Below are 22,012 nucleotides of genomic sequence, written 5' to 3' on the forward strand. Positions count from 1 at the left end.
AAATTTTTTTCAATAATCAGCATGGCGTCGCAAAACGGCGCTTGCTTCAGCCAGCGAGCATCGGATAGGTGAACAGGCCGAAATGCAGCAGGTTCAGGCCGAAATGCGTGGCGATCGCCGCGCCGAGCCCACCAAAACGATAGGCCAGACCATAGCCGACGCCCGCCAGCCCTGCCAGCAACACCCAGGTCCAGCCTGCGCCGGCATGCACCAGACCAAACAGCAAAGAGGCCAGCAGCAGGGCGAGATTTTCTCCGTAGGGCAGATTTTTGAAGCGCTGACTGAGGCCGCCCTGTATATAGCCGCGAAACAGCGCTTCCTCGACCAAGGTCACCAGCAGCAGATTGTTCAGCACCCACAGCCACGCTTGATCAGGCCACTTCGGTGCCCAGGCGATCACGCCCAGCAACAGCGCGCCGCCAAGGGCAAGAACCGCGCTCAGCGTCAGGGCGAGGGCGGTGGCGTAGACGCTCAGGCGCAACGAACGTCGCCCGACAATCCACGGGCACACCAGCAACAACCAGAAGCCAACCAGCGGTTTGTCGAGGTTCAGGTACATCGCGAACGGCACGGCGTTGTCGGTGAAGCGTTGCGGATCAATGGCGCGACCGTTGGCGAAGCCCGGTAGCCAGTGCAATGCCAACGCCACGGCCAGCACGATGAACAGGCCATGGCCGAGAAAACGTGCGACCGGCACTTTCTGCAGATGCACGGCGAAACCTGCGAACACCAGCAGCCCAATGGAGATCAGCGCCAGCCAGCCGAGATGGCCGTAACTCAGCGCCCATCCGTAACCGAGGCTGAGAAGCGCCAGATAGAGCCATGGCAAAGCCTTCATCGAAAGTCCCTATGCAAATTTGTGGAAGGGCTTTCTACACGGACGAGCGGCGGGGGACAAGTGAAGGTGTGGCGGGATGTGGGGACGGCACACAAACCTTCGGCCACACACAAATCCCTTGTGGGAGCGAGCCTGCTCGCGAAAGCGGTGGGTCAGACAACATCAATATCGACTGATCCACCGTCTTCGCGAGCAGGCTCGCTCCCACAGGGGATTTGTGTAGGGATTGGATCTAGCGCAAGTTAAGTTTCGCCGCCGCACGCTCGGTTATTTCCGTGCGCAGCTTCAGCGATGGCGCTGCACGCAAACGTGCTTCATCGACAATTGCGTTCGGCGCGGTTGCCGGGCTGCCCGCGTTGAACGGCGGTGCCGGCGCATATTCCAATTGCAACTGGATCAACTGCGCCGCATCGGCACCCACCAACTCTTCAGCCAGCACCAAGGCGAAATCAATCCCCGCCGTGATCCCGCCGCCGGTAAACAGATTGCCGTCACGCACCACCCGATCCTTCACCGCGATCGCCCCCAGCGTCGGCAGCAGATCGTGATACGCCCAATGCGTGGTCGCCCGTTTGCCTTGCAGCAGACCCGCCGCGCCGAGCACCAGCGAACCGGTGCACACCGATGTCACGTACTTCGCCTGCGCAGCCTGACGCTTGATGAAAGCCAGCGTCAGCTCATCTTCCATCAGCGCGCCGACGCCACCACCACCCGGTACACAGATCACATCCAGATCCGGGCAATCCTCAAACGTGGTGGTTGGTTTCAGCAGCAGTCCGGTGCTGGCGGTGACCGGCATCAGATCCTTCCAGATCAAGTGCACCTGCACGCCCGGCAGCGAGGCGAGCACGTCATACGGCCCGGTCAGGTCGAGTTGCTGAACCTGTGGAAACAACAGAAAACCGATCTGCAACGTCATCGTTCTTACTCCATGAAAAGGGCTGGACGGCTTCACTGTAGGCGCGTAGGTTCTGGCGCATACGCCAATCACCCCACGAATTACGCCAAATGCCCAAAGCCATCCACGTACTCGCGTTTGCCAACATGCAGATCCTCGACGTCACCGGCCCCTTGCAGGTGTTCGCCTCGGCCAACGACATCGCCCGTCAGCGCGGCTTGCCGATCCCGTATGCGCCGAGCGTGATTGCCAGCGGCGGCGGGGCGGTGATGTCGTCGGCGGGGTTGGCGGTGTTGGCCGAACCGTTGCCCGAAGCGCCCAGCGATACGTTGATCATCGCCGGTGGCTGGGGCATTTATCCGGCGGCCGAAGATGTGCTGTTGGTGGATTGGGTGCGCGAACACGCGGGCAAATGCCGACGCGTGGCCTCCGTGTGTACGGGGGCATTTCTGTTGGCGGCAAGCGGTTGGCTCGATGGCCGTCGCGTGGTCACCCACTGGACGCGATGCGAACAACTGGCGCAGCAACATCCGAATCTGCACGTTGAGGCCAATCCGATTTTCATCAATGACGGCCCGGTCTGGACGTCGGCGGGGGTTACGGCCGGCATCGATCTGGCCTTGGCCATGGTTGAAGAGGATCTGGGCAGCGACATCGCCCTGGACGTCGCCCGGCATCTGGTGGTGTTCCTCAAGCGCCCGGGCGGGCAATCGCAGTTCAGCGTGACCTTATCCTTGCAGAGTCAGGGCAATCGCTTTGATGAACTGCACGCGTGGATCGCCGAAAACCTCACCTGCGACCTCGGCATCCCGACCCTCGCAGAACAAGCTGGCATGAGCGAACGCAGTTTCGTCCGCCACTACCGTGCCGACACCGGCCAGACCCCGGCGCGGGCGATCGAATTGATTCGCGTCGAAACCGCCCGGCGATTGCTCAGTGACACCGGTTTACCGGTCAAACGCATCGCCGCCAATTGCGGGTTTGGCAGTGAAGAGACATTGCGCCGAAGTTTCCTGCGGGCTATCGGGGTGACGCCGCAGGCTTATCGGGAGCGGTTTTCGGTCAAGGCTGGAGCAGATCCGGTGATGCCTTGAATCAAGCCTCAGCTTCCGCCACCTGATTGAAATACTTCGTCCGATCCGGGGTAAACGTCACCCGCATCTTCGTCCGCGAACACGTCAGCGCACGTTCTGCACTCAAATCAATATCCAGATCCTCACCGCGCAAGCCTTGCCACTGCGCCAGATACTTCAGCGAGCCATATTTCTCGTTTTTCTTCAGGCTGCGGCTCACGCCACCTTTCCAGCCGAGCACGGGCAGTTCGCCGGCGAGACATTTTTGCGCGAGGTCGGGGAAGCGGGTGGCGCGCTGGCGGCCGATTTCCCAGCACTTGATCAGGCCTTTGTCCGCGGCTTCCCAGAGTTGGGTGCGGGTCAGGCCGCTGCGAAGCGGCGTGTCGATGGTGCGCTGGACGTGCTGGGACATTCTGGTTCCTTGAATTCGGGTTTTATTGGACAGCTCCGCTGTGCCCGTTGCGGTGGATGGTAGGGGTGGATGTAACAGCTGGCAACAGGGTATTTCCGGGTGTGACTGCGAGTTGCAGGGCAGGCACGGTTCGGGGGATGTTGACCATTTGTAGTCTTGCGGCAGTTGAAAACTGTGCTGAGGGAGCTTGCTCCCGCTCGGCTGTGCAGCAGGCGCAAAGTCAGGCAACCCGGTGCTTCAGTGGGATTGGCGAGGCAGGTTTCAGGGCCGCTTCGCGACCCGGCGGGAGCAAGCTCCCTCGCCATAGGGGGTGGGAGTGAGCCTGCTTTTGCGTAGGTGTCAGTCCTACAATTGGTTGTTGATGCAGACTATTTCCTACAGCCTTTGGTGACAATTACGGCTGCCAGTAACTCTTTTCCCCACTCAGCTTGCGGTCGAGAAAACTCGCCGCACTGATCAACGCCAGATGCGTCAAGGCTTGCGGGGTATTACCCAAGTGCCGGCCATGGGCGTCGAACTCTTCGGCGTAGAGACCCAGCGGATTGGCATAGCGCAGCAATTGCTCAAACTCCAGATGGGCTTTTTCAACCTGCCCCGCGCGAGCCAGGCATTCGACATACCAGAACGAACACGCGGCGAAGGCGCCTTCAGTGCCGGCCAGGCCATCGATATTGCTGTCGTCATTGCGATAGCGATAAACCATGCCGTCGCGCACCAAGGTCTTTTCGATGGCCGCAAGGGTCGACAGCCAGCGCGGATCCTTGGCGCTGACGAAACGCACCAACGGCATCAACAACATCGAGCCATCCAGCGCGGTGCCGCCCTTGTACTGGACGAAATGCCCGCGCTCCTCATTCCAGAAGTTGTCCCAGATGTCGGCGTAGATCGCCTGCCGGGTCGAGTCCCATTGCGCAAACGGTGCCGGTAACGAGCGTTTCGAGGCCAAGCGAATCGCCCGGTCCAGCGCTACCCAGCACATCAGCCGTGAGTGCAGGAAGTGATGCTGCTCACCGCGCATTTCCCAAATGCCGACATCGGCGGTCTGCCACGTTTCACAGACTTGATCGACCACTTCGCGCACATGTTTCCAGCCTTCATGGGAAATCGCGTCGCCGTACTTGTTGACCAGATACACCGCATCCATCAGCTCGCCGAAGATATCCAGCTGAATCTGATCGTAAGCGCCGTTGCCGATGCGCACCGGTTGCGCACCGCCGTGACCGGACAAGTGCGACAGCTCGGTTTCCGGCAATTCCTGACGACCATCGATGGCGTACAGAATGTTCAACTTCATCGGCTTGCCGCAGCAGTCGCTGACCCGTCCGCGCAGCCAGCCCATATAGGCGTTGGCCTCGCCGACAAAGCCCAGGCGCATGAACGCGTACACCGTGAACGAGGCATCGCGGATCCATGTGTAGCGGTAGTCCCAGTTACGTTCGCCGCCCGGCGTTTCCGGTAGACCGAATGTGGCGGCGGCGAGAATCGCGCCGTGTTTGCGTGAGGTCAGCAGCTTCAACGCGAGGGCCGAGCGGTTGACCATTTCCCGCCAGCGTCCGCGGTAAATCGACTGACCGATCCAGTCGCGCCAGAACTTCAATGTGCGTTTCATGCACAAGTGTCCGGCGCCTTCGGCGAATCGTGGATCATCAGTCGCCCCGAGCATGAACGCCGCCGTTTCATTTTGCTTGAGCGTGAATTGTGCCACCGCCGCTTGCGCGTCGATCTGCATCGGCTGGTCCGAAGCCAGGCGCAGTGACGGTTGGCCGGAAGCGCTAAATGTCACGTCTTGTTGATCCATCTGAGCTCGGGTGTCGGCTCGGGCGTAATCGTGGCGCACGGCGCAGCGCATGGTGAAAGTCGCTTCGCCGCTGACCACGCGCACCCGACGCATCAACAGCGGCAGGTCATCGGCGTTGTCCGCCACTGGCAGCAGATCGGTGACTTCGACCACCGCGCGCTCACTCAACCAGCGGGTTTGCAGAACGTTAGTGTCGGGCAGGTAAATCTGTTCGCGGCGCGCGTCCGGCAAGTCCGGCGCCAACTGGAAAATCCCCGCGTCCGGGGTGTCCAGCAACGAACAGAAAATCGACGGACTGTCGAATTCCGGCCAGCAGAAAAAATCCACACTGCCACGGTCGTTGATCAGTGCCGCACTGCGCATGTCGCCGATGATGCCGTGGGCGTCGATCGGGCTTTGTCGTTCCAGGTGATGCTCAGCCATTGCCGCGAAACTCCGGATAGAGGCTCATGCCGCCGTCGATGAACAGGGTGGTACCAACGATGTAATCGGCGGCATCCGAGGCGAGAAAGACCACGGCGTTGGCGACGTCTTGCGCGTCGCCGATGCGCCCGTAGGGAATCAGATCAAGCAGCTTTTCGCCGGCAGCGCCTTCGGTGGCGTCTTTGTTGATCGCCGTGCGAATCGCCCCCGGCGCGATGCCGTTGATGCGAATGCGTTGGTGGCTGACTTCCTGTGCAAGGGTCTGCATCAACTGATCGACACCACCCTTGGACGCGGCGTAATTGACGTGCCCGGCCCAGGGAATGCGCTGGTGCACCGAACTCATGTGGATGATCTTGCCGGCCGCGCGGGACACGCCTTCACGAACGCCCTGGCGATTGAAAATCCGCAGGGCAGCGCGGGCGCAGAGGAACTGCCCGGTGAGGTTGACGCCGATCACCGCGTTCCAGTCGTCGAGGGTCATGTCCACAGCGGCGGCATCTTTTTGCATACCCGAGTTGGCCAGCAGAATATCCAGCGAACCGAAGGCATCGATGGCCGCCGAGAACAGCCGCTCAACCTCGTCTTCCTTGGAGACATCAGCGCGAATGGCGATGGCCTGCCCACCGTCAGCGATGATTTGCCGAGCCAGTGCTTCGGCAGGTTCTGCCTGGCGGTTGTAGTTGATGACCACCGCCGCGCCGGCAGCGGCCAGGGCTTTGGCGCACGCCTGGCCGATGCCGGAGCTGGCGCCGGTGATCAGGGCTGTTTGTCGGGCGAGGGAAATATGCATGCAAAATCGCGCCTGGGGTCAGTGGGCTTATTTAGCTGACTGACGGGCGGCGGCGAGAGTTCATCTTGCGATCATGAAAAGATCGACAGCTTCAGACCTGATAGCGACCACTGGTGCGATGCCATTCCACATTGCCGGCCAGCCAGCTCTTGACTCCGCCCAGGTAACGTATGAGCGGCGCTGATGCGTGCGGCAGTACGGCCTGTTCTGCGGCCTCATACAAATGCATGATCTCGTCGTGAATGGCGGCACTTTGCGCCATTGCTTGTTCCGGCGAGCAGTGCTGTTCGCGGATCAACAGCAAGGGCAGGTTGAAGTCACCGATTCCGGCTTGCTGCTCCTTTAGCGCCGAAAACAGATCATTGGCAATGATCGTCGCGCTGGCGGCCAGTGCCGTCACGCGTCGCACGTCGGGTGCGCTATACACATTGGCCGGCAGTTCGTAGCCTGCAATGATGTCGATCAACGACAGGCACGGCAGGAAACTGTTGACCTGACGGTGGGCCAGATATTCCCAAAGTGCTGGCGTGAGACCTTCGGTGCGCCAGGCCGCTTCGGCGCTCATGGTCACGAACATGGCGATGATTTCATGGCGCACGCGTGCCACCTGTGCCGGTGTGGCGAAGGACTCCACCCGCGCCAGATACCCGCGCAGAGCGACCAATACCGGATCGCCGCTCAATGCCCGCTCAAGGCCGGGGCGGAACCGTTCGCTCAAGTAAACCGGTTCCAGCGCTGCCAGCGCCACGGACAGGCGTGGGCCGACCATTTTCGGTTCAGATCCGGTTCTCTCGTCATCGCAGTAGTAATCATCGACGGCGAACAGGGCGGCAAAACATTGCGCCGCCAGCAGCAGGCGGTCCGGATCATCCGTATCGTTATGACAAAGCACAGCGAAGCGCCCGAAGCCCATCGCCCGCACTTTTTTGTGCTGGCCTGGAAAAATCCCGACCTGCTCGATCCACGGCATGAGGCGATCATCCACTTCTGCCGCCAGAGACGGGTCGACTCTAAAAGGGGCAAGTCCATATAGCGGCGGGACAGTCCAGGGCGATTGCATCGGCGATTCCTTCGCGGTTGAGCGCAGGGTCATCAGAGCCCGATTGGCGAAAAAAGGCACCTGTCAGACCTGACAGGTCTGCGCGCTTTGCGACAGATGGTCATCCTGGATCCAGAGTCTGACGGAGGTTTCTGGCGGTCTGGTCAGTTGCCAGCGGCAGTCCGGCAGGGGCGACTGAGCCATCTGTTCAGCGAAACGACCCGGGGCTTCGCACCTTCACATTCCACCAACAATTCCCTGCTTCCACGCCACCCGACCCTATGGCAACTTGGCGGCCCTTGATGAGGCTGCAGTCCATGGCAAACCCCTACCGCGAATTGTTCAACGCCCCCGGCGCACGGAATTTTGTCCTGGCCGGAATGATCGCGCGCATGCCGATCTCCATGACCGGTATCGGCGTGATCACCATGCTGTCGCAGTTGAAGGGCGGGTATGCGCTGGCCGGCGCGGTGGCGGCAACCTTTGCCCTGGCCACAGCGTTTTGCGCGCCGCAGGTCTCTCGGTTGGTCGATCGTTTTGGGCAGCGACGCATTCTGCCGGTATCGGCATTGATCGGCGGCGGGGCACTGCTGCTGTTGCTGCTGTGCACGCGGTTACAGGCGCCGAACTGGACGCTGTTTATCTTTGCCGCGCTGGCCGGGTGCATGCCGAGCATGTCGGCGATGGTGCGGGCGCGCTGGACGGAGATCTATCGCGGCCAACCGCAGTTACAGACGGCTTATGCGCTGGAGTCAGTACTCGATGAAGTCTGCTTTATCGTCGGTGCGCCGCTGTCGGTGGGGCTGTGTGTGACGTTGTTTCCCGAGGCCGGACCACTGGCGGGGCTGTTGATGCTGGCGGTCGGCGTCACCGCGTTTGTCGCCCAGCGCAGTACCGAGCCCTCGGTGCATCCGCATGAGCCACACCATCAAGGCTCGATCATTCGCTCCACGGACATGCAGTGGCTGCTGTTGTTGATGACCGCCATGGGCGTCATCGTCGGTGTGATTGATGTGGTCAGCGTCGCGTTCGCTCAGCAACAGGGGCAGCCGGCGGCGGCGAGCATCGTATTGTCGGTGTACGGAATCGGTTCTTTCCTGTCCGGTATCGCGTTCGGTGCGATGCGCTCGAAGCTGCCGTTGCCGCAGCTGTTTTTGTACGGTGGAGTGGCGACGGCGGTGACCACATTGCCGCTGTTGCTGGCGAGCAATATTGTTGGATTGTCGGTGGCGGTGTTCGTCGCCGGGCTGTTCTTCTCACCGACGCTGATTGTGGCGATGGCGTTGATCGAGCGCATCGTACCGCCGGCCAAGCTCACTGAAGGCCTGACCTGGCTGGTGACCGGTTTGAGTATCGGCGTGGCGGTGGGCGCCGCCGGCGCAGGCGCACTGGTCGATGCCTTCGGCGCGCGCAGCGGCTTCTGGCTGGCGATTGCAGCCGGGGCGGTAGTCCTCGCATCGGCGGTGCAGAGTTTCCGTCATCTGAAGTGATCGGCTAACCGACTAATTCCCGCGCTATCTCATCCGTTCTCTTTTACAGATAATCCTATTGAGGTAAACGCGGTGACAAAGCTGACACTGCTGTGCCTGCCCTATTCGGGCGCCAGCGCCATGGTCTATAGCCGCTGGCGGCGCCAACTGCCGTCGTGGCTGCACTTGCAACCGGTGGAGCTGCCCGGGCGCGGTGCCCGTTTCGACGAACCCCTGCAAATCGACATGCGTGCGCTGGCCCGGCAACTGGCCCGCGAGCACAAGGCTGGCTTGCAGACGCCTTACGCACTGTTCGGGCATAGCCTCGGCGCGCTGCTAGCGTGCGAGATGGCGCATGCCTTTCGCGAACTCGGAGTACCGGAGCCGGTGGCGTTGTTCGCTTCCGGTACTGCTGCGCCGACGATGCGCAGTGACTACGATCGCGGCTTTGCCGAAGCGCGTAGCGATGAGGAATTGATCGATCAGTTGCGCACCTTCCAGGGCACCAGCGAAGAAGTATTGGCCAACAAAGAACTGATGAGCCTGACCCTGCCGGTGCTGCGCGCGGACTTCATGATGTGCGGGCGTTTCACGCCGGCGCAGCGGCCGTTGCTCAATTGCCCGGTGCACGTGCTGGGCGGCAAGGAAGACCGCGCGACCACCGAGCAACTGATCGGCTGGAGCAAGGAAACCCTGGGCAGTTTTTCCGTGGACATGATGACCGGTGGGCATTTCTTCATTCATGAACACGAAGCCCGGGTCATCCGCACGATCAAGACCCATCTGGAAGTCCATCACCGCCGTCATGCGCAGGCTACGGCACCGGCGTTTTAGCGCGCGGTTCACCTATCGAGTGATTACAGGAGGCCAGTCATGGCTGTTGCTGTGGGATTTTCCGTTCGGCCACTGCTGCCGCAACGGGGGCGCTTGCCGTTGTTGGTGGAAGCGACCGATGCGGACACTGACTTGTTGGCGGTGTTCGATGAATTGAAAGAACTGGTGGACGAGCATCTGCTGCGCGACGGCGGGGTGCTGTTTCGCGGCTTCCGTCTGAACGGTGCCGAACAGTTCCGGCAGTTTGCGGCCAGTTTTGGCCATCCGTTGTTGAACTATGAATTCGGTTCGACGCCGCGCACCAACGTGACGCAGGGCGTGTACACCTCGACCGAATACCCGGCGCACCAGAGCATTCCGCTGCACAACGAGCAGGCTTATTCCCGCGACTGGCCGATGAAGATCTGGTTCTACAGCATGATCGCCGCCAAGTCCGGCGGCGAGACGCCGATTGCCGACAGCCGTGAAGTTTATCGGCGCATTCCGTTGGCGATTCGCGAGCGCTTCGTCAGCAAAGGGCTGATGTATGTGCGCAACTTCGGCAACGGCTTGGATGTGGCTTGGGAAGACGTGTTCAACACCGACGATCGCGAGGTCGTCGAGGCCTACTGCAAGGCCCACGGCATTGTCTGCGAATGGAAGGACGACGGTGAGTTGCGTACTCGCCAGACTTGTCAGGCGGTGGCGGTCCATCCGGTGACCGGCGACAACGTCTGGTTCAATCAGGCGCACCTGTTCCACATTTCCAACCTGCAAGCGGAAGTACGCGAAAGCCTGCTCGATATCGTCGACGAAGAAGACTTGCCGCGTAACGTCTATTACGGCGATGGCTCGGCGATTGAAGACGAGGTGCTGGCGCAGATTCGCGCGGTGCTCGACGAGTGCGCGATCAGCTTTCCCTGGCAGGAGGGCGATGTGCTGATGCTCGACAACATGCTCTCGGCGCACGCGCGTTCGCCGTTCGAAGGCCCGCGCAAGGTGATTGTCGCCATGGCTGAAGGGCATTCACAGGGGCCGCTCTGAGCAATCCCCACGCCTGGTGGTAAAGCAGCCGAAGCCGGTCTCGTATCGGCTTCGGCGTTTGTGTGCCTACCGTCGGGCCGCTGTTGCGCCAGCGCGCTAAATCATCGCGTTTGTCATTCGTTCTTGTTGATACGACCGGGTCTCCTGGTCACGCCGCCGATCAGCAAGGACCCCATGCATGAATGCCGCAGACGCCCAGAAACTAGCCCGTCGTTTTATCGAACTGCCACAGGACAAACGCCGTTTGTTCCTCGCCGGCATGGCCCGTGAGGGCATCGATTTTGCGCAGCTTCCCATGACTGCCTGTGACGGAATCGCCGAGCGCGACGGGCTTTCGTACGCCCAGCAGCGGATGTGGTTTCTTTGGCAACTGGACCCGCACAGTGCCGCTTACAACTTGCCGATGGCGGTGCGCCTGACGGGCGATCTGCAAGCACAGGCGCTGGAGCAGGCGTTCAGTCTACTGGCGGCGCGGCACGAGTGCTTGCGCACCACCTTCGGTCAGGAAGGTGAGCGCGCGTTTCAGCGTGTCGCCGAACCGCAGCCGTTGAAACTGCCGATCACTGATCTGAGTGCGCTGCCCGAGACCCAGCGCTGGCCGCTGGCGCAGCAGCACATGATGGCGGAGGCCGCTCAGGCCTTCGATCTCGAGAACGGTCCGCTGCTCAGCCTGCGCCTGTTGCGCCTGGCCGAGCAGGAGCATGTGTTGCTGCTGACCTTGCACCACATCATCGCCGATGGCTGGTCGATGAACATTCTCATCGATGAATTCATGCGCACTTACGATGCACTGGTGGCGGGGCGCGAGCCATCGTTGCCGGCACTCACCGTGCACTACCGCGATTACGCCCTGTGGCAACGCAGTTGGCTGGAGGCCGGTGAGCGCGAACGTCAGCTGGATTACTGGCGCACGCAATTGGGCGACGAGCATCCGCTGCTTGAGCTGCCGACCGATCGTGCCTATCCGGCGCAATCCAGTCATCAGGGCGCGCGTCTGGAAACGGTGATCGACGCAGCGCTGCGCCAAGCGCTGAAAAGCCTCGCGCAACGTCAGGGCGTGACGCTGTTCGTGGTGCTGTTGGCGGCGTTCAAAACGTTGCTGCATCGCTACAGCGGCCAGACCGACATCCGCGTCGGCGGGCTGATTGCCAACCGTACGCGCAGCGAAACTGAAGGGCTGATCGGCTTCTTCGTCAACACGCAGATCCTGCGCAGTGAAGTCACTGCACAAACCCGCTTTGCCGATCTGTTGCAAAGCCTGCGTCAGGCTGCGCTCGGCGCCCAGGTTCATCAGGATCTGCCGTTCGATGCCTTGATCGAAGCCTTACAACCGGCGCGCAGCCAAAGCCACAACCCGTTGTTTCAGGTGATGTTCAACCACCAGCCGCTGGTGACCGACTTGCACGATGTGCAACTGGAGTCCGGTTTGCAGGTGGGCTATTTGACTGAGGAGCAATTGGCCGGCAGCGGTCGCCAACATGCCGCCACCAGCGACCTGATGCTCGACACCCGTGAGGAGGGCGAGCAATTGTTCGCGGCGTTCACCTACGCCACCGATATTTTTGATGCCACCACCATTGCTGCTATGGCCGGGCATTGGCGCAACATCCTCGCGTCCGTGTGCCGCGATCCGCAGCAAATCGTCGGCGAAGTCGAACTGCTGGCGGAGGCGGAACGTGCACAACTCATTCAGGCCACCGAAGCAGAACCTGTGTTCGCCAGCGTGCAGACCCTGTTCGAAGCGCAAGTAGCGCGCACGCCACAGGCATTGGCAGTGATTCTGGCGACCGAGCCGTCGCCGGCACTCAGCTATGCCGAGTTGAACACCCGCAGTAATCGTCTGGCCCATCAGTTGCGCGCTCGCGGTGTCGGCCCTGATGTGCTGGTCGGTGTCGCGTTGGGGCGCTCGCTGGAACTGGCGGTGGCGTTGCTGGCGGTGCTCAAGGCCGGCGGCGCCTACGTGCCGCTGGATCCGCAAACCCCGGCCGAACGCTTGCGCCATGTGCTAGATGACAGCGGTTTGAAATTGCTGCTGACCGATCACGCCAGCCTCGCCAGCCTGCCGGATCTGGATGGCGTCGATTGCCTGTGCCTGGAGCAACTGGCCGACAGTGATCAGGCCCACAATCTGCCGGTGACGGTCGCCGCGCAAAACCTCGCCTATGTGATCTACACCTCCGGTTCCACCGGGCGGCCGAAAGGAGTCGCGGTCAGCCACGGCGCGCTGAGCGAGTTCATCGCCCGCGCCATCGATTACAGCGACCTGCGTGAAGGCGATCGCGTTCTGCAGTTCGCCACCAGCAGCTTCGACGGCTTTGTCGAGCAGTTTTTCCCGCCGCTGTGCCACGGCGCCGCAGTCGTCCTGCGCGATGCGCGGTTGTGGGACAGCGCGGCGTTGCATCAAGTGATTGTCGATCACGGCATCACCTTGGCCGACTTGCCGGCGGCTTATTGGTATTGGCTGGTGCAGGAATATGCCGCTAATCCACCGAGCGGCTTCGGTGCGCTGCGGCAGATTCACGTCGGCGGCGAAGCGATGGCGGTGGACGGTTTGCGCTTGTGGCAACAGGCCGGTTTGGGCCATGTGCGCTTGCTCAATACCTACGGGCCGACCGAGGCCACGGTGGTGTCGAGCATTCACGATTGCACGGCATTGACGGCGGACGCCGTGTCGTGGCGCGGCATCCCGATCGGCCACGGTCTCGACGCGCGCCGTTTATACGTGCTGGACGATGATTTGAACCTGCTGCCGCAAGGCGCGGTGGGCGAGTTGTACATCGGTGGTCCGGGCCTGGCGCGGGGTTATCACCGCCAGCCGATGCTCAGCGCCGAGCGTTTTATCGCCGACCCGTTTGCCGATGGCCAGCGCCTGTACCGCACCGGTGACCGCGCGCGCTTGCGACCTGACGGAGCCGTGGAGTACATCGGTAGGGCCGATCATCAAGTGAAGATTCGCGGTTTCCGCATCGAGTTGGGCGAAATCGAATCGCGCCTGCAGCAATGCCCTGGCGTTCGCGAAGCCGTGGTGCTGGCGGTGCCGCTCAGCGGCGGCCAGCAACTGGTGGCCTACGTAGTCGCCGATCAGGCCACGCTCGAAAACGCCGCGACGCAAGCGGCGTTCCGTCAGCAAATTCGCGCTGCCCTGCAAGCCCATTTGCCGGACTACATGGTGCCGGGCCACTTGCTGTTGCTGGCGAACCTGCCGCTGACACCCAGCGGCAAGCTCGATCGCAAGGCGTTGCCGGCGCCGGATCCGGCGCAGTTGCAGGGCGATTATCGCGCCCCGCAATCGGACGCCGAGTTGTGTCTGGCGCAGATCTGGGCGGATGTTTTGCAAGTTTCGCGGGTGGGTCTTGACGATCACTTTTTTGAACTGGGCGGCCACTCGCTGTTGGCCGCGCAAGTGATTGCCCGGGTGAAAAGTCAGCAGGGCGTGGTGCTGCCGCTACGCAGCCTGTTCGAGAAACCGCTGCTGATCGATCTGGCCGCCGTGTTGGCGCAACTGGCAGATGGCGCAACGAACGACGACTGGTCCGACATGGATCAGTTCATCAATGCTTTGGAAGGAGAAGAAGTATGAGCGGCACCATGGCGGAACGTATCGCGAAGAGGTTCGTCGGTTTGCCGCTGGAACAGCGTCGGCTGTTTCTGGCCAAGCTGCGCGAAGATGGCAAGGACTTCAGCCTGTTGCCGCTGCCGGTCAGTCGTCACGATATCGCGCCGATTCCGTTGTCGTTCGCTCAGCAGCGCCTGCTGTTTCTCTGGCAACTCGAACCGCAAAGCGCCGCCTACAACATGGCCGCCGGCCTGCGCCTGAACGGGCGTCTGGACGAAGTGGCACTGCAGCGTTCGTTCGATCATCTGGTGGCGCGCCATGAAGTCCTGCGCACGGTGTTCCAGACTGACGGTGATCAGCCGCATCAGGTCATCCTTGCACAGCAACCGCTGGCCGTGGAGCGTATCGACCTGACCCGCCTGCCGGCAGCAGAACGCGAGCAAGCGTTGGCGCAACAGGTGCAGGCCGTCACCGCACGACCATTCGATTTGCGCCACGGGCCGCTGCTGCGCGCCAGTCTGTTTGCCCTGGCCGACGAGGAATTCGTGCTGGTGGTGAGCATGCACCACATCGTCTCTGACGGCTGGTCGATGGACGTGATGGTCAAGGAATTCGTCCAGTGCTATCAGGCCTTCAGCCTCGAACGCGAACCGCAATTGCCGGCGCTGGCGCTGCAATACGCTGACTACGCGATCTGGCAACGGCGCTGGCTGGAAGCCGGCGAGGGCGAGCGTCAACTCGATTACTGGCGTCAGCAATTGGGTGAAGAGCATCCGTTGCTGGAAGTGGCACCGGACTTTGCCCGGCCACTGACGCAAAGCTTCGAAGGCCAGACCCTGAGTTTTGATTTCGGTGCGCCGCTGTCCCTGCAGCTCAATGCCTTTGCCCGCAGCCAGGGCATCAGTCTGTTCATGCTGGTGCTGGCCGGGTTCTCGTTGTTTCTGTCGCGGCAGGCCGGGCAGCGCGACATTCGCGTCGGCGTGCCGAATGCCAACCGTGGTCGTGCTGAAGTCGAAGGGCTGATCGGCTTTTTCGTCAACACCCAAGTGCTGCGTTGCGAGGTGGATGAGCGCGGCAGTTTCGAGGATTTGCTGGCGCGGGTGCGTGAAGCTTCGTTCGGCGCGCAGGCGCATCAGGAGTTGCCGTTCGAGCAACTGGTGGACGAGTTGGTGGCTGAACGCACCCTCGGCCACAACCCGCTGTTCCAGGCCAAGTTCAACCAGAACGTCGGCATGCAGAAACAGCGCGCGATGGCTCTGCCAGGGCTGACTGTTGCCGAGTATCCGCTGGACAAGGACGGCACTCACTTCGATCTGGCGCTGGACATCACCGATGACGGCACGCTGATTCACGGTCAGATGACCTATGCCAGCGACCTCTATCGCCCGCAGACCGTCGAAGCTTTCGTGCCGGCCTTGCTCGGTCTGTTCAGCGAATTGCTGAAAGCGCCGCAGGCACCGTTGCACAGTGTTGCGTTGATCTCGCCAGCGCCGCTCCCGGCACCCGCCGAACCGGCGTTGCTGGTGTTGCAGCACTGGGATCGTGAAGTCGCGCAGCAGCCCGAAGCACTGGCCGCGCGCGACCTGAATCAGGCCTTGAGTTTTCAGGCGCTGGATCAGGCGGCCAATCGACTGGCCCATCATTTGCGCGCCCAAGGCGTGCGCGACGGCCAGCCGGTGGCAGTGCTGATGGAGCGTTCGCTGGACTGGCTGACTTCTGTGCTGGCGATCTTCAAGGCGGGCGCGGTGTACATGCCGCTGGACGTCAAGGCGCCGGACGCACGTTTGCAGCAGATGCTCGGCGCTGCGAAAGCACGGCTGCTGTTGTGCGCCGAAGACGATGCGCGTGTCTGCGCGCTGGCGGTCGATGGCTGTCAGGGCATCGCCTTTGCAGCGTTGCAGTGGCAGTCAATGCCGGACACGTGCCCAGCCGTGACGCTGTGCGCGCAATCACCGGCGTACGTGATTCACACCTCCGGTTCCACCGGGCAACCGAAAGGCGTACTGGTCAGCCACGGTGCGCTGGGCAGTTATGTGCGCGGTGTGCTGGAACGACTGGCGCCGGCAGCGGACAGCAGCATGGCGCTGGTCTCGACCATCGCTGCGGATCTTGGTTTTACCGTGCTCTTCGGTGCGCTGTGTTCCGGGCGCCTGTTACATGTCTTGCCGGAAGAATTGGGCTTCGATCCGGACCGCTTTGCCGAGTACATGGCCGCGCATCAAGTGGGCATGCTGAAAATCGTTCCCGGCCATCTGGCCGCGTTGTTGCAGGCCGCGCGGGCTGCCGACGTGCTGCCGGAACACGCGTTGATTGTCGGCGGTGAAGCGTGCTCGCCGGCGCTGGTCGAGCGCGTGCGCCAGCTCAAACCGGGCTGCCGCCTCATCAACCACTACGGGCCGAGTGAAACCACGGTGGGCGTGCTGGCCCATGAAGTCGGTGATCTGACCCTGACGCGCAGCGTACCGGTCGGTAGCGCACTGGCCGGCGCTCACGTTTACGTGCTCGACGATGTGCTGAACAACGTTGCCGATCAGGTGGCCGGCGAGTTGTATATCGGTGGTGACAGCGTGGCGCTGGGCTACCTGAATCAGCCGGGGCTGACGGCCGAGCGCTTCCTGCCCGATCCGTTTGGCGCGTCGGGTGCGCGGGTGTATCGCAGTGGTGACCGGGTACGCCGCAATCGTCAGCAAACGGTGGAATTCATCGGCCGCGCCGACGATCAGGTCAAGGTGCGCGGTTATCGCGTGGAGCCGGCGGAAGTCGCGCGGGTGTTGCTGGGCCTCGACGGCATCAGTGAAGCGGCGGTGCTGGCGCTGTCACTGGATGACGACCCGACGCGTCTGCAACTGGTCGCGTGGTGTGTGCCGGCGGCGGGGCGGACCATGCAGGCGCAGGCACTGCGCGAGCAATTGCAGGCGTGCCTGCCGGATTACATGGTGCCGGCGCAGATTGTGCTGCTGGAAACATTGCCGCTGACCGCCAACGGCAAGCTCGACAAACGTGCCTTGCCGGTGCCGGGCGTGGTCACTCAGCACTTCGTCGCGCCACAAGGTGAAGTTGAAGAGAAACTCGCGGCGATCTGGGCCGATGTGCTCAAGCTTGAAAGCGTGGGCAGCAGCGACAACTTCTTCGAACTGGGCGGTGACTCGATCCTCAGCCTGCAGATCATTGCCCGGGCCAAACGCCAGGGCATCAAGCTGAGCCCCAAGCAACTGTTCGAAAAACAGACCATCGGCCAACTGGCGGCTGTGGCCAAGCTGATCGAAGCCAAAGCCGTCGCGGCGGCACCGGTCGCTCGCGGACCGTTGCCGCTGTTGCCGATTCAGGCACGTTTCTTCGCAACCGCGATTGCCCAGCGTCAGCACTGGAACCAGTCGGTGATGTTGCAGCCGACCACACCGCTCGACGCCGCGCATCTGCGCACAGCGCTGGCCGCGCTGATCGAACAGCACGATGCATTGACGCTGTGCTTCCAGGCGTCCGCCGACGTGTGGCAGGCAATGCCGCAGACTCAGCGTGATCCGCAGCTGTTGTGGGTGCGTGAGCTGGACAGCCTGGACGCTTTGCCGGCATTGGCCGATGTGGCCCAGCGCAGCCTGAATCTGCAACAAGGGGACTTGGTGCGGGCGGTGTTGGTGAACCTGCCGAATGCTGAGCAACGCCTGTTGCTGGTTATCCATCACCTGGTGGTCGACGGCGTGTCGTGGCGCATTCTGCTCGAAGACCTGCAGCTCGCTTACACCGCTTTGGCGGCGGGCACGCCGCTGATCTTGCCGGGCAAAAGCAGCTCGCTGCACAGCTGGGCCGAGCATCTGCAGCGTTGCGCGCAGAGTGAGGCGCTGGCCGCTGAGAGCGCCTACTGGCGGCAAACCCTGGCGGCGGGCGACGCGCAACTGCCACGGGATTTCCCGCAGGACACCCAGACCCGCGCACAAGCGGCCCGGGCCAGCACGCGCTTGAGTCAGGCGCTGACCCATAAGCTGCTGAAAGTGGCGCCAGCGGCGTATCGCACGCAGATCAACGACCTGTTGCTGACGGCCCTGGCGCGGGTGTTGTGTGACTGGAGCGAACAGCCTTCGGTACTGATTCAGCTCGAAGGTCATGGTCGCGAAGACTTGTTCGACGACATCGACCTGAGCCGCACCGTGGGCTGGTTCAGCAGCTTGTTTCCGGTGCGCCTGACCCCTGAATCGACGCCAGGTGCGTCGCTGTGCGCGATCAAGGAACAACTGCGGGCGGTGCCGGGCAAAGGCATCGGGTTTGGTGTGCTGCGTTATCTGAGCCAATCCGCCGAGTTGCAGGGATTGCCGCAGCCGCGCGTGACTTTCAACTATCTCGGCCAGTTCGACGGCGCGTTCAACGCCGACGCGGGTGCGCTGTTCGTGCCAAGCGGCGAAAGCACCGGCGCCAATCAGGACGCGGCAGCGCCGCTGGGTAACTGGCTGAGCGTTGACGGTCAGGTCTACGGCGGTGAGCTGGAATTGACCTGGACCTTCGGCAGCGGCATGTATCGCGCAGAAACCGTCGCGGCGCTGGCCGAAGCCTACCGGCGCGAGCTGGAGCGTTTGATCGAACATTGCTGCGACAGTGGCGAGGCGGCTGTGACGCCGTCGGACTTCAGTCTGGCAACGCTGACCCAGGCACAACTGTCGGCGCTGCCGATCCCGGCCCGCGACATCGTCGACCTCTATCCGCTGTCGCCGATGCAGCAGGGCATTCTGTTCCACAGCGTCAACGATCCGGACAGCCCGGCGTACACCAATCAATTGCGTGTGGATGTGCAACAACTCGACGCCGAGCGCTTCCGTCTAGCGTGGCAGCAAACCGTTGATGCCCACGAGATCCTGCGCACGGCATTTGTCTGGCCACAAGACGCTGGCGCCGCAGTACAAGTGGTGCGTCAAAGTGCGCAGATGCCATGGCGCGTGCAGGACTGGCGCGGTCGTGCTGACCTCGGCACGGCGCTGGAGCAACTGGCCAGCGAGGACTTGGCCAACGGTTTCGACCTGACTGGCGCGCCGCTGTTGCGGGTGACGCTGGTGCGCACGGACGAGGCCACGCATCACCTGATTTACACCTGCCATCACATCCTCATGGACGGCTGGAGCACCTCGCAGTTGTTCGGCGAAGTGCTGCAGCGTTATGCCGGCCTGACCCCGGCGGTCGGGCAGGGGCGCTATCGCGATTACATCGAATGGCTGGATCAGCGCGATCAGCAGGCCAGCCGCGATTTCTGGACGACAGCCCTCGCTGATCTTGATGAGCCGACGCGTCTGGCCAGTGCCGTGTCGGGCGGGCAGCACGCGGCCAGCGGTTACGCCGATCACGCGCATGTATTCAGCGAAACCTTGACGGCGGACTTGAACCGCTTCGCCCGCGAGCAGAAAGTCACCCTCAACACCTTGGTGCAAGCGGCGTGGCTGGTGCTGTTGCAGCGTTATACCGGGCAGGACCATGTGGCCTTCGGCGCCACGGTTGCCGGGCGTCCGACGGATTTGCCGGGCGTCGAGCAGCAGATCGGTCTGTTCATCAACACCTTGCCGGTGGTCGCGGCGCCGTCCGCCGAGATCGTCGTCAGCCAGTGGCTGCAACAGGTGCAGGACGTCAATCTGGCACTGCGTGAACACGAGCACACGCCGCTCTACGACATTCAGCGTTGGGCCGGTGCCGGTAACGGCGCGTTGTTCGACAGCATTCTGGTGTTTGAAAACTACCCGATGGCCGAAGCGTTGCAACAGGGCCCGGCCACCGGTCTGACGTTCTCGGCGATTCGTCGTCAGGAACAGACCAACTACCCGTTGACGCTGGTGGCGGTCACCGGGCGTGAGCTGAGCCTGGGGATCAGTTACGACCGGGCCAGTTTCGATGCGGCCGCAATCAGCGGTTTGAGCGCGCAACTGGAGAGCCTGCTGACGCAGTTCCTCGCCGATGCCTCACAACCGCTGGGTGCGTTGCAATTGCTCGCCGAACCGCAGCGTCAACAAGCCATCGCTTGGGGCAAGGCCGACGTCACGGCCACGGACGCGCGCACGGTGCTGGAACACCTCGCCGCGCAAGTGCAGCGCCAACCGCAAGCGCATGCGGTGCTGTTCGCCGAACAACAGATCGATTACCAAAGCCTCGATGCTCGGGCCAATCGTCTGGCGCACAAGCTGCAGGCACTGGGCGTCGGGCCGGAGGTGCGCGTCGGCGTGTGCATGCGACGCACGCCGGATATGCTCGTGGCGTTGTTGGCCATTCTCAAGGCCGGTGGCGCCTATGTGCCGCTGGATCCGGACTACCCGCAGGAACGCTTACTGCACATGCTCGATGACAGCCGCGCCGCCGTGCTGATCACCGAACCGGCCGCACTGGCGCTGCTGCCTGAAAACTTGAGTGCGCAGGTGTTGTTGGTGGAAGAGGGCGCGTTGAGCGCGTTCCCGGCCAGCGCACCGCTGGTGAAGGTCTCTGCGCAGAATCTGGCGTACGTCATCTACACCTCCGGTTCCACCGGCAAACCGAAAGGCGTGGCGATCACCCACGCTAACCTGTCGGCGCTGATTCAGTGGTCGGCCGGGGTCTATCGCGAAGAACAGTTGCGTGGCGTGCTGGCGTCGACGTCGATCTGCTTCGACCTGTCGGTCTGGGAGATTTTCGTCACTCTGGCTTGCGGGGGTTGCCTGGTGTTGGCGGACAATGCGCTGGCGCTGGCCGATTTGCCGGCCCGCGAACAGGTCACGCTGATCAACACGGTGCCGTCGGCGATTGCCGCGCTGCAACGGGCCGGGCAGATTCCGCATTCGGTGGCGACCATCAATCTGGCCGGTGAACCGCTCAAACAGAGCCTGGTCGACACGTTGTACGCGAGCACGTCGGTGCAACAGGTCTACGACCTCTACGGGCCGTCGGAAGACACCACCTATTCGACCTTCACCCTGCGCACCCCGCAGGGGCAGGCGAACATCGGCCGGCCGTTGCCGAACACCGTGGCCTATCTGCTCGACAGCCAGTTGCAAGTACTGCCGAGTGGCGTACCTGCCGAGTTGTACCTGGGCGGTGCCGGTGTCACCCGGGGTTATCTGCTGCGCGCGGCACTGACCGCCGAACGTTTTGTGCCGAACCCGTACGCCAGCAACGGCGAGCGCCTGTACCGCACTGGCGATCTGGTGCGCCAGGGCGGCGACGACAACATCGAGTACATCGGCCGGGCCGACCATCAGGTGAAGATTCGCGGCTTCCGTATCGAGCTCAGCGAAATCGAAGCACGGCTGCTGGAGCAGGATGAGATCCGTGAAGCCGTGGTGCTCGCGCAGGACGGTGCCGCCGGCAAATACCTGCACGCCTACGTGGTCGCGGCGCAGGCAGTGGTCGATCAACCGGTGTTGGCGGAACGCTTGCGCAATGCCCTGGCCAGTCGCTTGCCGGCGCACATGGTGCCGGGCCACTTGCACCTGATCGACGCCATCCCGCTGACCCCCAACGGCAAGCTCGATCGCAAGGCGCTGATGGCCTTGGGCGACGGCCCGACGCAGCAGCACTATCAGGCGCCGCAAAGCGATTTGCAGTGGCAGGTGGCGACGATCTGGCAGGAGGTGCTGGAGGTCGAGCAGGTGGGCCTCGCGGACAACTTCTTCCAGCTCGGCGGGCACTCGTTGCTGGCCACGCTGGTGGTGACCCGGATCAAGGAGCGTCTGGGCGACAAGGTGCCGCTCAAGGAGCTGTTCGAAACCGATACCCTCAAGGCGTTCTGCGCGCGAATCGAGGCTCTGCGCGTCGAAATGTCGCCCGTTCAGGATGAATTGGCTAAATCCCTGGAGGCCCTCAAACGTCTATCCCTCGATGATCTGGAAAAACTGATTTCTTGAGAGGGAAAAACG

The 22,012-nt window shown here is 62.4% G+C and carries 12 protein-coding genes; 6 read left to right on the forward strand and 6 right to left on the reverse strand.

Going from position 1 to position 22,012, the window contains the following annotated elements; translation table 11 throughout:
* Positions 1-46: 46 nt before the first annotated feature.
* Positions 47-838 carry a CPBP family intramembrane glutamic endopeptidase gene (locus HU754_RS10775; RefSeq protein ID WP_186623376.1) on the reverse strand — a complete coding sequence of 264 codons (792 nt, stop codon included), beginning with the start codon at positions 836-838 and terminating at the stop codon, positions 47-49.
* A 232-nt stretch (positions 839-1,070) separates the two neighbouring features.
* Positions 1,071-1,757, reverse strand: coding sequence for an isonitrile hydratase (gene inhA / locus HU754_RS10780; protein ID WP_186623374.1), 687 nt, complete (start codon positions 1,755-1,757; stop codon positions 1,071-1,073).
* Positions 1,758-1,846: 89 nt separating this feature from the next.
* Between inhA and HU754_RS10785 the strand changes: the two genes are divergently transcribed.
* Complete coding sequence (locus HU754_RS10785; protein ID WP_186623372.1) at positions 1,847-2,830, forward strand: GlxA family transcriptional regulator; 984 nt, start codon at positions 1,847-1,849, stop codon at positions 2,828-2,830.
* Position 2,831: 1 nt separating this feature from the next.
* Here the strand turns inward: HU754_RS10785 and HU754_RS10790 are convergent, their stop codons facing one another.
* From HU754_RS10790 to HU754_RS10805, 4 genes are all read right to left on the reverse strand, one after another.
* Positions 2,832-3,221, reverse strand: coding sequence for a hypothetical protein (locus HU754_RS10790; RefSeq protein ID WP_186623370.1), 390 nt, complete (start codon positions 3,219-3,221; stop codon positions 2,832-2,834).
* A 394-nt stretch (positions 3,222-3,615) separates the two neighbouring features.
* Complete coding sequence (locus HU754_RS10795) at positions 3,616-5,442, reverse strand: glycoside hydrolase family 15 protein (protein ID WP_186623368.1); 1,827 nt, start codon at positions 5,440-5,442, stop codon at positions 3,616-3,618.
* Positions 5,435-6,235 (reverse strand): glucose 1-dehydrogenase, encoded by an 801-nt coding sequence (locus HU754_RS10800; protein WP_099758490.1) that lies wholly within the window; start codon positions 6,233-6,235, stop codon positions 5,435-5,437. The genes HU754_RS10795 and HU754_RS10800 overlap by 8 nt, the downstream gene beginning before the upstream one ends.
* Before the next feature lie 91 nt (positions 6,236-6,326).
* Positions 6,327-7,328 (reverse strand): family 2 encapsulin nanocompartment cargo protein terpene cyclase, encoded by a 1,002-nt coding sequence (locus HU754_RS10805; RefSeq protein WP_264082804.1) that lies wholly within the window; start codon positions 7,326-7,328, stop codon positions 6,327-6,329.
* Positions 7,329-7,591: 263 nt separating this feature from the next.
* On the opposite strand from HU754_RS10805, the gene HU754_RS10810 reads away from it, so the two are divergent.
* The 5 genes from HU754_RS10810 to HU754_RS10830 all read left to right on the forward strand — a co-directional run bounded on the left by HU754_RS10810 (position 7,592) and on the right by HU754_RS10830 (position 22,000).
* On the forward strand, positions 7,592-8,764 hold the full coding sequence (locus HU754_RS10810) for an MFS transporter (RefSeq protein WP_186623366.1): 1,173 nt from the start codon (positions 7,592-7,594) through the stop codon (positions 8,762-8,764).
* Positions 8,765-8,836: 72 nt separating this feature from the next.
* Complete coding sequence (locus tag HU754_RS10815; RefSeq protein WP_186623365.1) at positions 8,837-9,577, forward strand: thioesterase II family protein; 741 nt, start codon at positions 8,837-8,839, stop codon at positions 9,575-9,577.
* Between the two features lie 39 nt (positions 9,578-9,616).
* Entirely contained in the window at positions 9,617-10,600 is a 984-nt protein-coding gene (locus tag HU754_RS10820) for a TauD/TfdA family dioxygenase (RefSeq protein ID WP_099758494.1), read from the forward strand.
* 178 nt (positions 10,601-10,778) lie between these two features.
* The gene (locus tag HU754_RS10825) at positions 10,779-14,180 is read left to right on the forward strand and encodes a non-ribosomal peptide synthetase (RefSeq protein ID WP_186623364.1); all 3,402 of its coding nucleotides are present in this window, start codon (positions 10,779-10,781) and stop codon (positions 14,178-14,180) included.
* On the forward strand, positions 14,177-22,000 hold the full coding sequence (locus tag HU754_RS10830) for a non-ribosomal peptide synthetase (RefSeq protein ID WP_186623359.1): 7,824 nt from the start codon (positions 14,177-14,179) through the stop codon (positions 21,998-22,000). Before HU754_RS10825 ends, HU754_RS10830 begins: the two co-directional genes overlap by 4 nt.
* Positions 22,001-22,012: the final 12 nt, after the last annotated feature.

Source organism: Pseudomonas zeae, assembly GCF_014268485.2.
Taxonomy (GTDB): domain Bacteria; phylum Pseudomonadota; class Gammaproteobacteria; order Pseudomonadales; family Pseudomonadaceae; genus Aquipseudomonas; species Aquipseudomonas neuropathica.

Coding starts and splice junctions, on each gene's coding strand:
- HU754_RS10775 (WP_186623376.1), bottom strand. CDS start 838: ATGAAGGCTTTGCCATGGCTCTATCTGGCGCTTCTCAGCCTCGGTTAC.
- inhA (WP_186623374.1), bottom strand. CDS start 1,757: ATGACGTTGCAGATCGGTTTTCTGTTGTTTCCACAGGTTCAGCAACTC.
- HU754_RS10785 (WP_186623372.1), top strand. CDS start 1,847: ATGCCCAAAGCCATCCACGTACTCGCGTTTGCCAACATGCAGATCCTC.
- HU754_RS10790 (WP_186623370.1), bottom strand. CDS start 3,221: ATGTCCCAGCACGTCCAGCGCACCATCGACACGCCGCTTCGCAGCGGC.
- HU754_RS10795 (WP_186623368.1), bottom strand. CDS start 5,442: ATGGCTGAGCATCACCTGGAACGACAAAGCCCGATCGACGCCCACGGC.
- HU754_RS10800 (WP_099758490.1), bottom strand. CDS start 6,235: ATGCATATTTCCCTCGCCCGACAAACAGCCCTGATCACCGGCGCCAGC.
- HU754_RS10805 (WP_264082804.1), bottom strand. CDS start 7,328: ATGACCCTGCGCTCAACCGCGAAGGAATCGCCGATGCAATCGCCCTGG.
- HU754_RS10810 (WP_186623366.1), top strand. CDS start 7,592: ATGGCAAACCCCTACCGCGAATTGTTCAACGCCCCCGGCGCACGGAAT.
- HU754_RS10820 (WP_099758494.1), top strand. CDS start 9,617: ATGGCTGTTGCTGTGGGATTTTCCGTTCGGCCACTGCTGCCGCAACGG.
- HU754_RS10825 (WP_186623364.1), top strand. CDS start 10,779: ATGAATGCCGCAGACGCCCAGAAACTAGCCCGTCGTTTTATCGAACTG.
- HU754_RS10830 (WP_186623359.1), top strand. CDS start 14,177: ATGAGCGGCACCATGGCGGAACGTATCGCGAAGAGGTTCGTCGGTTTG.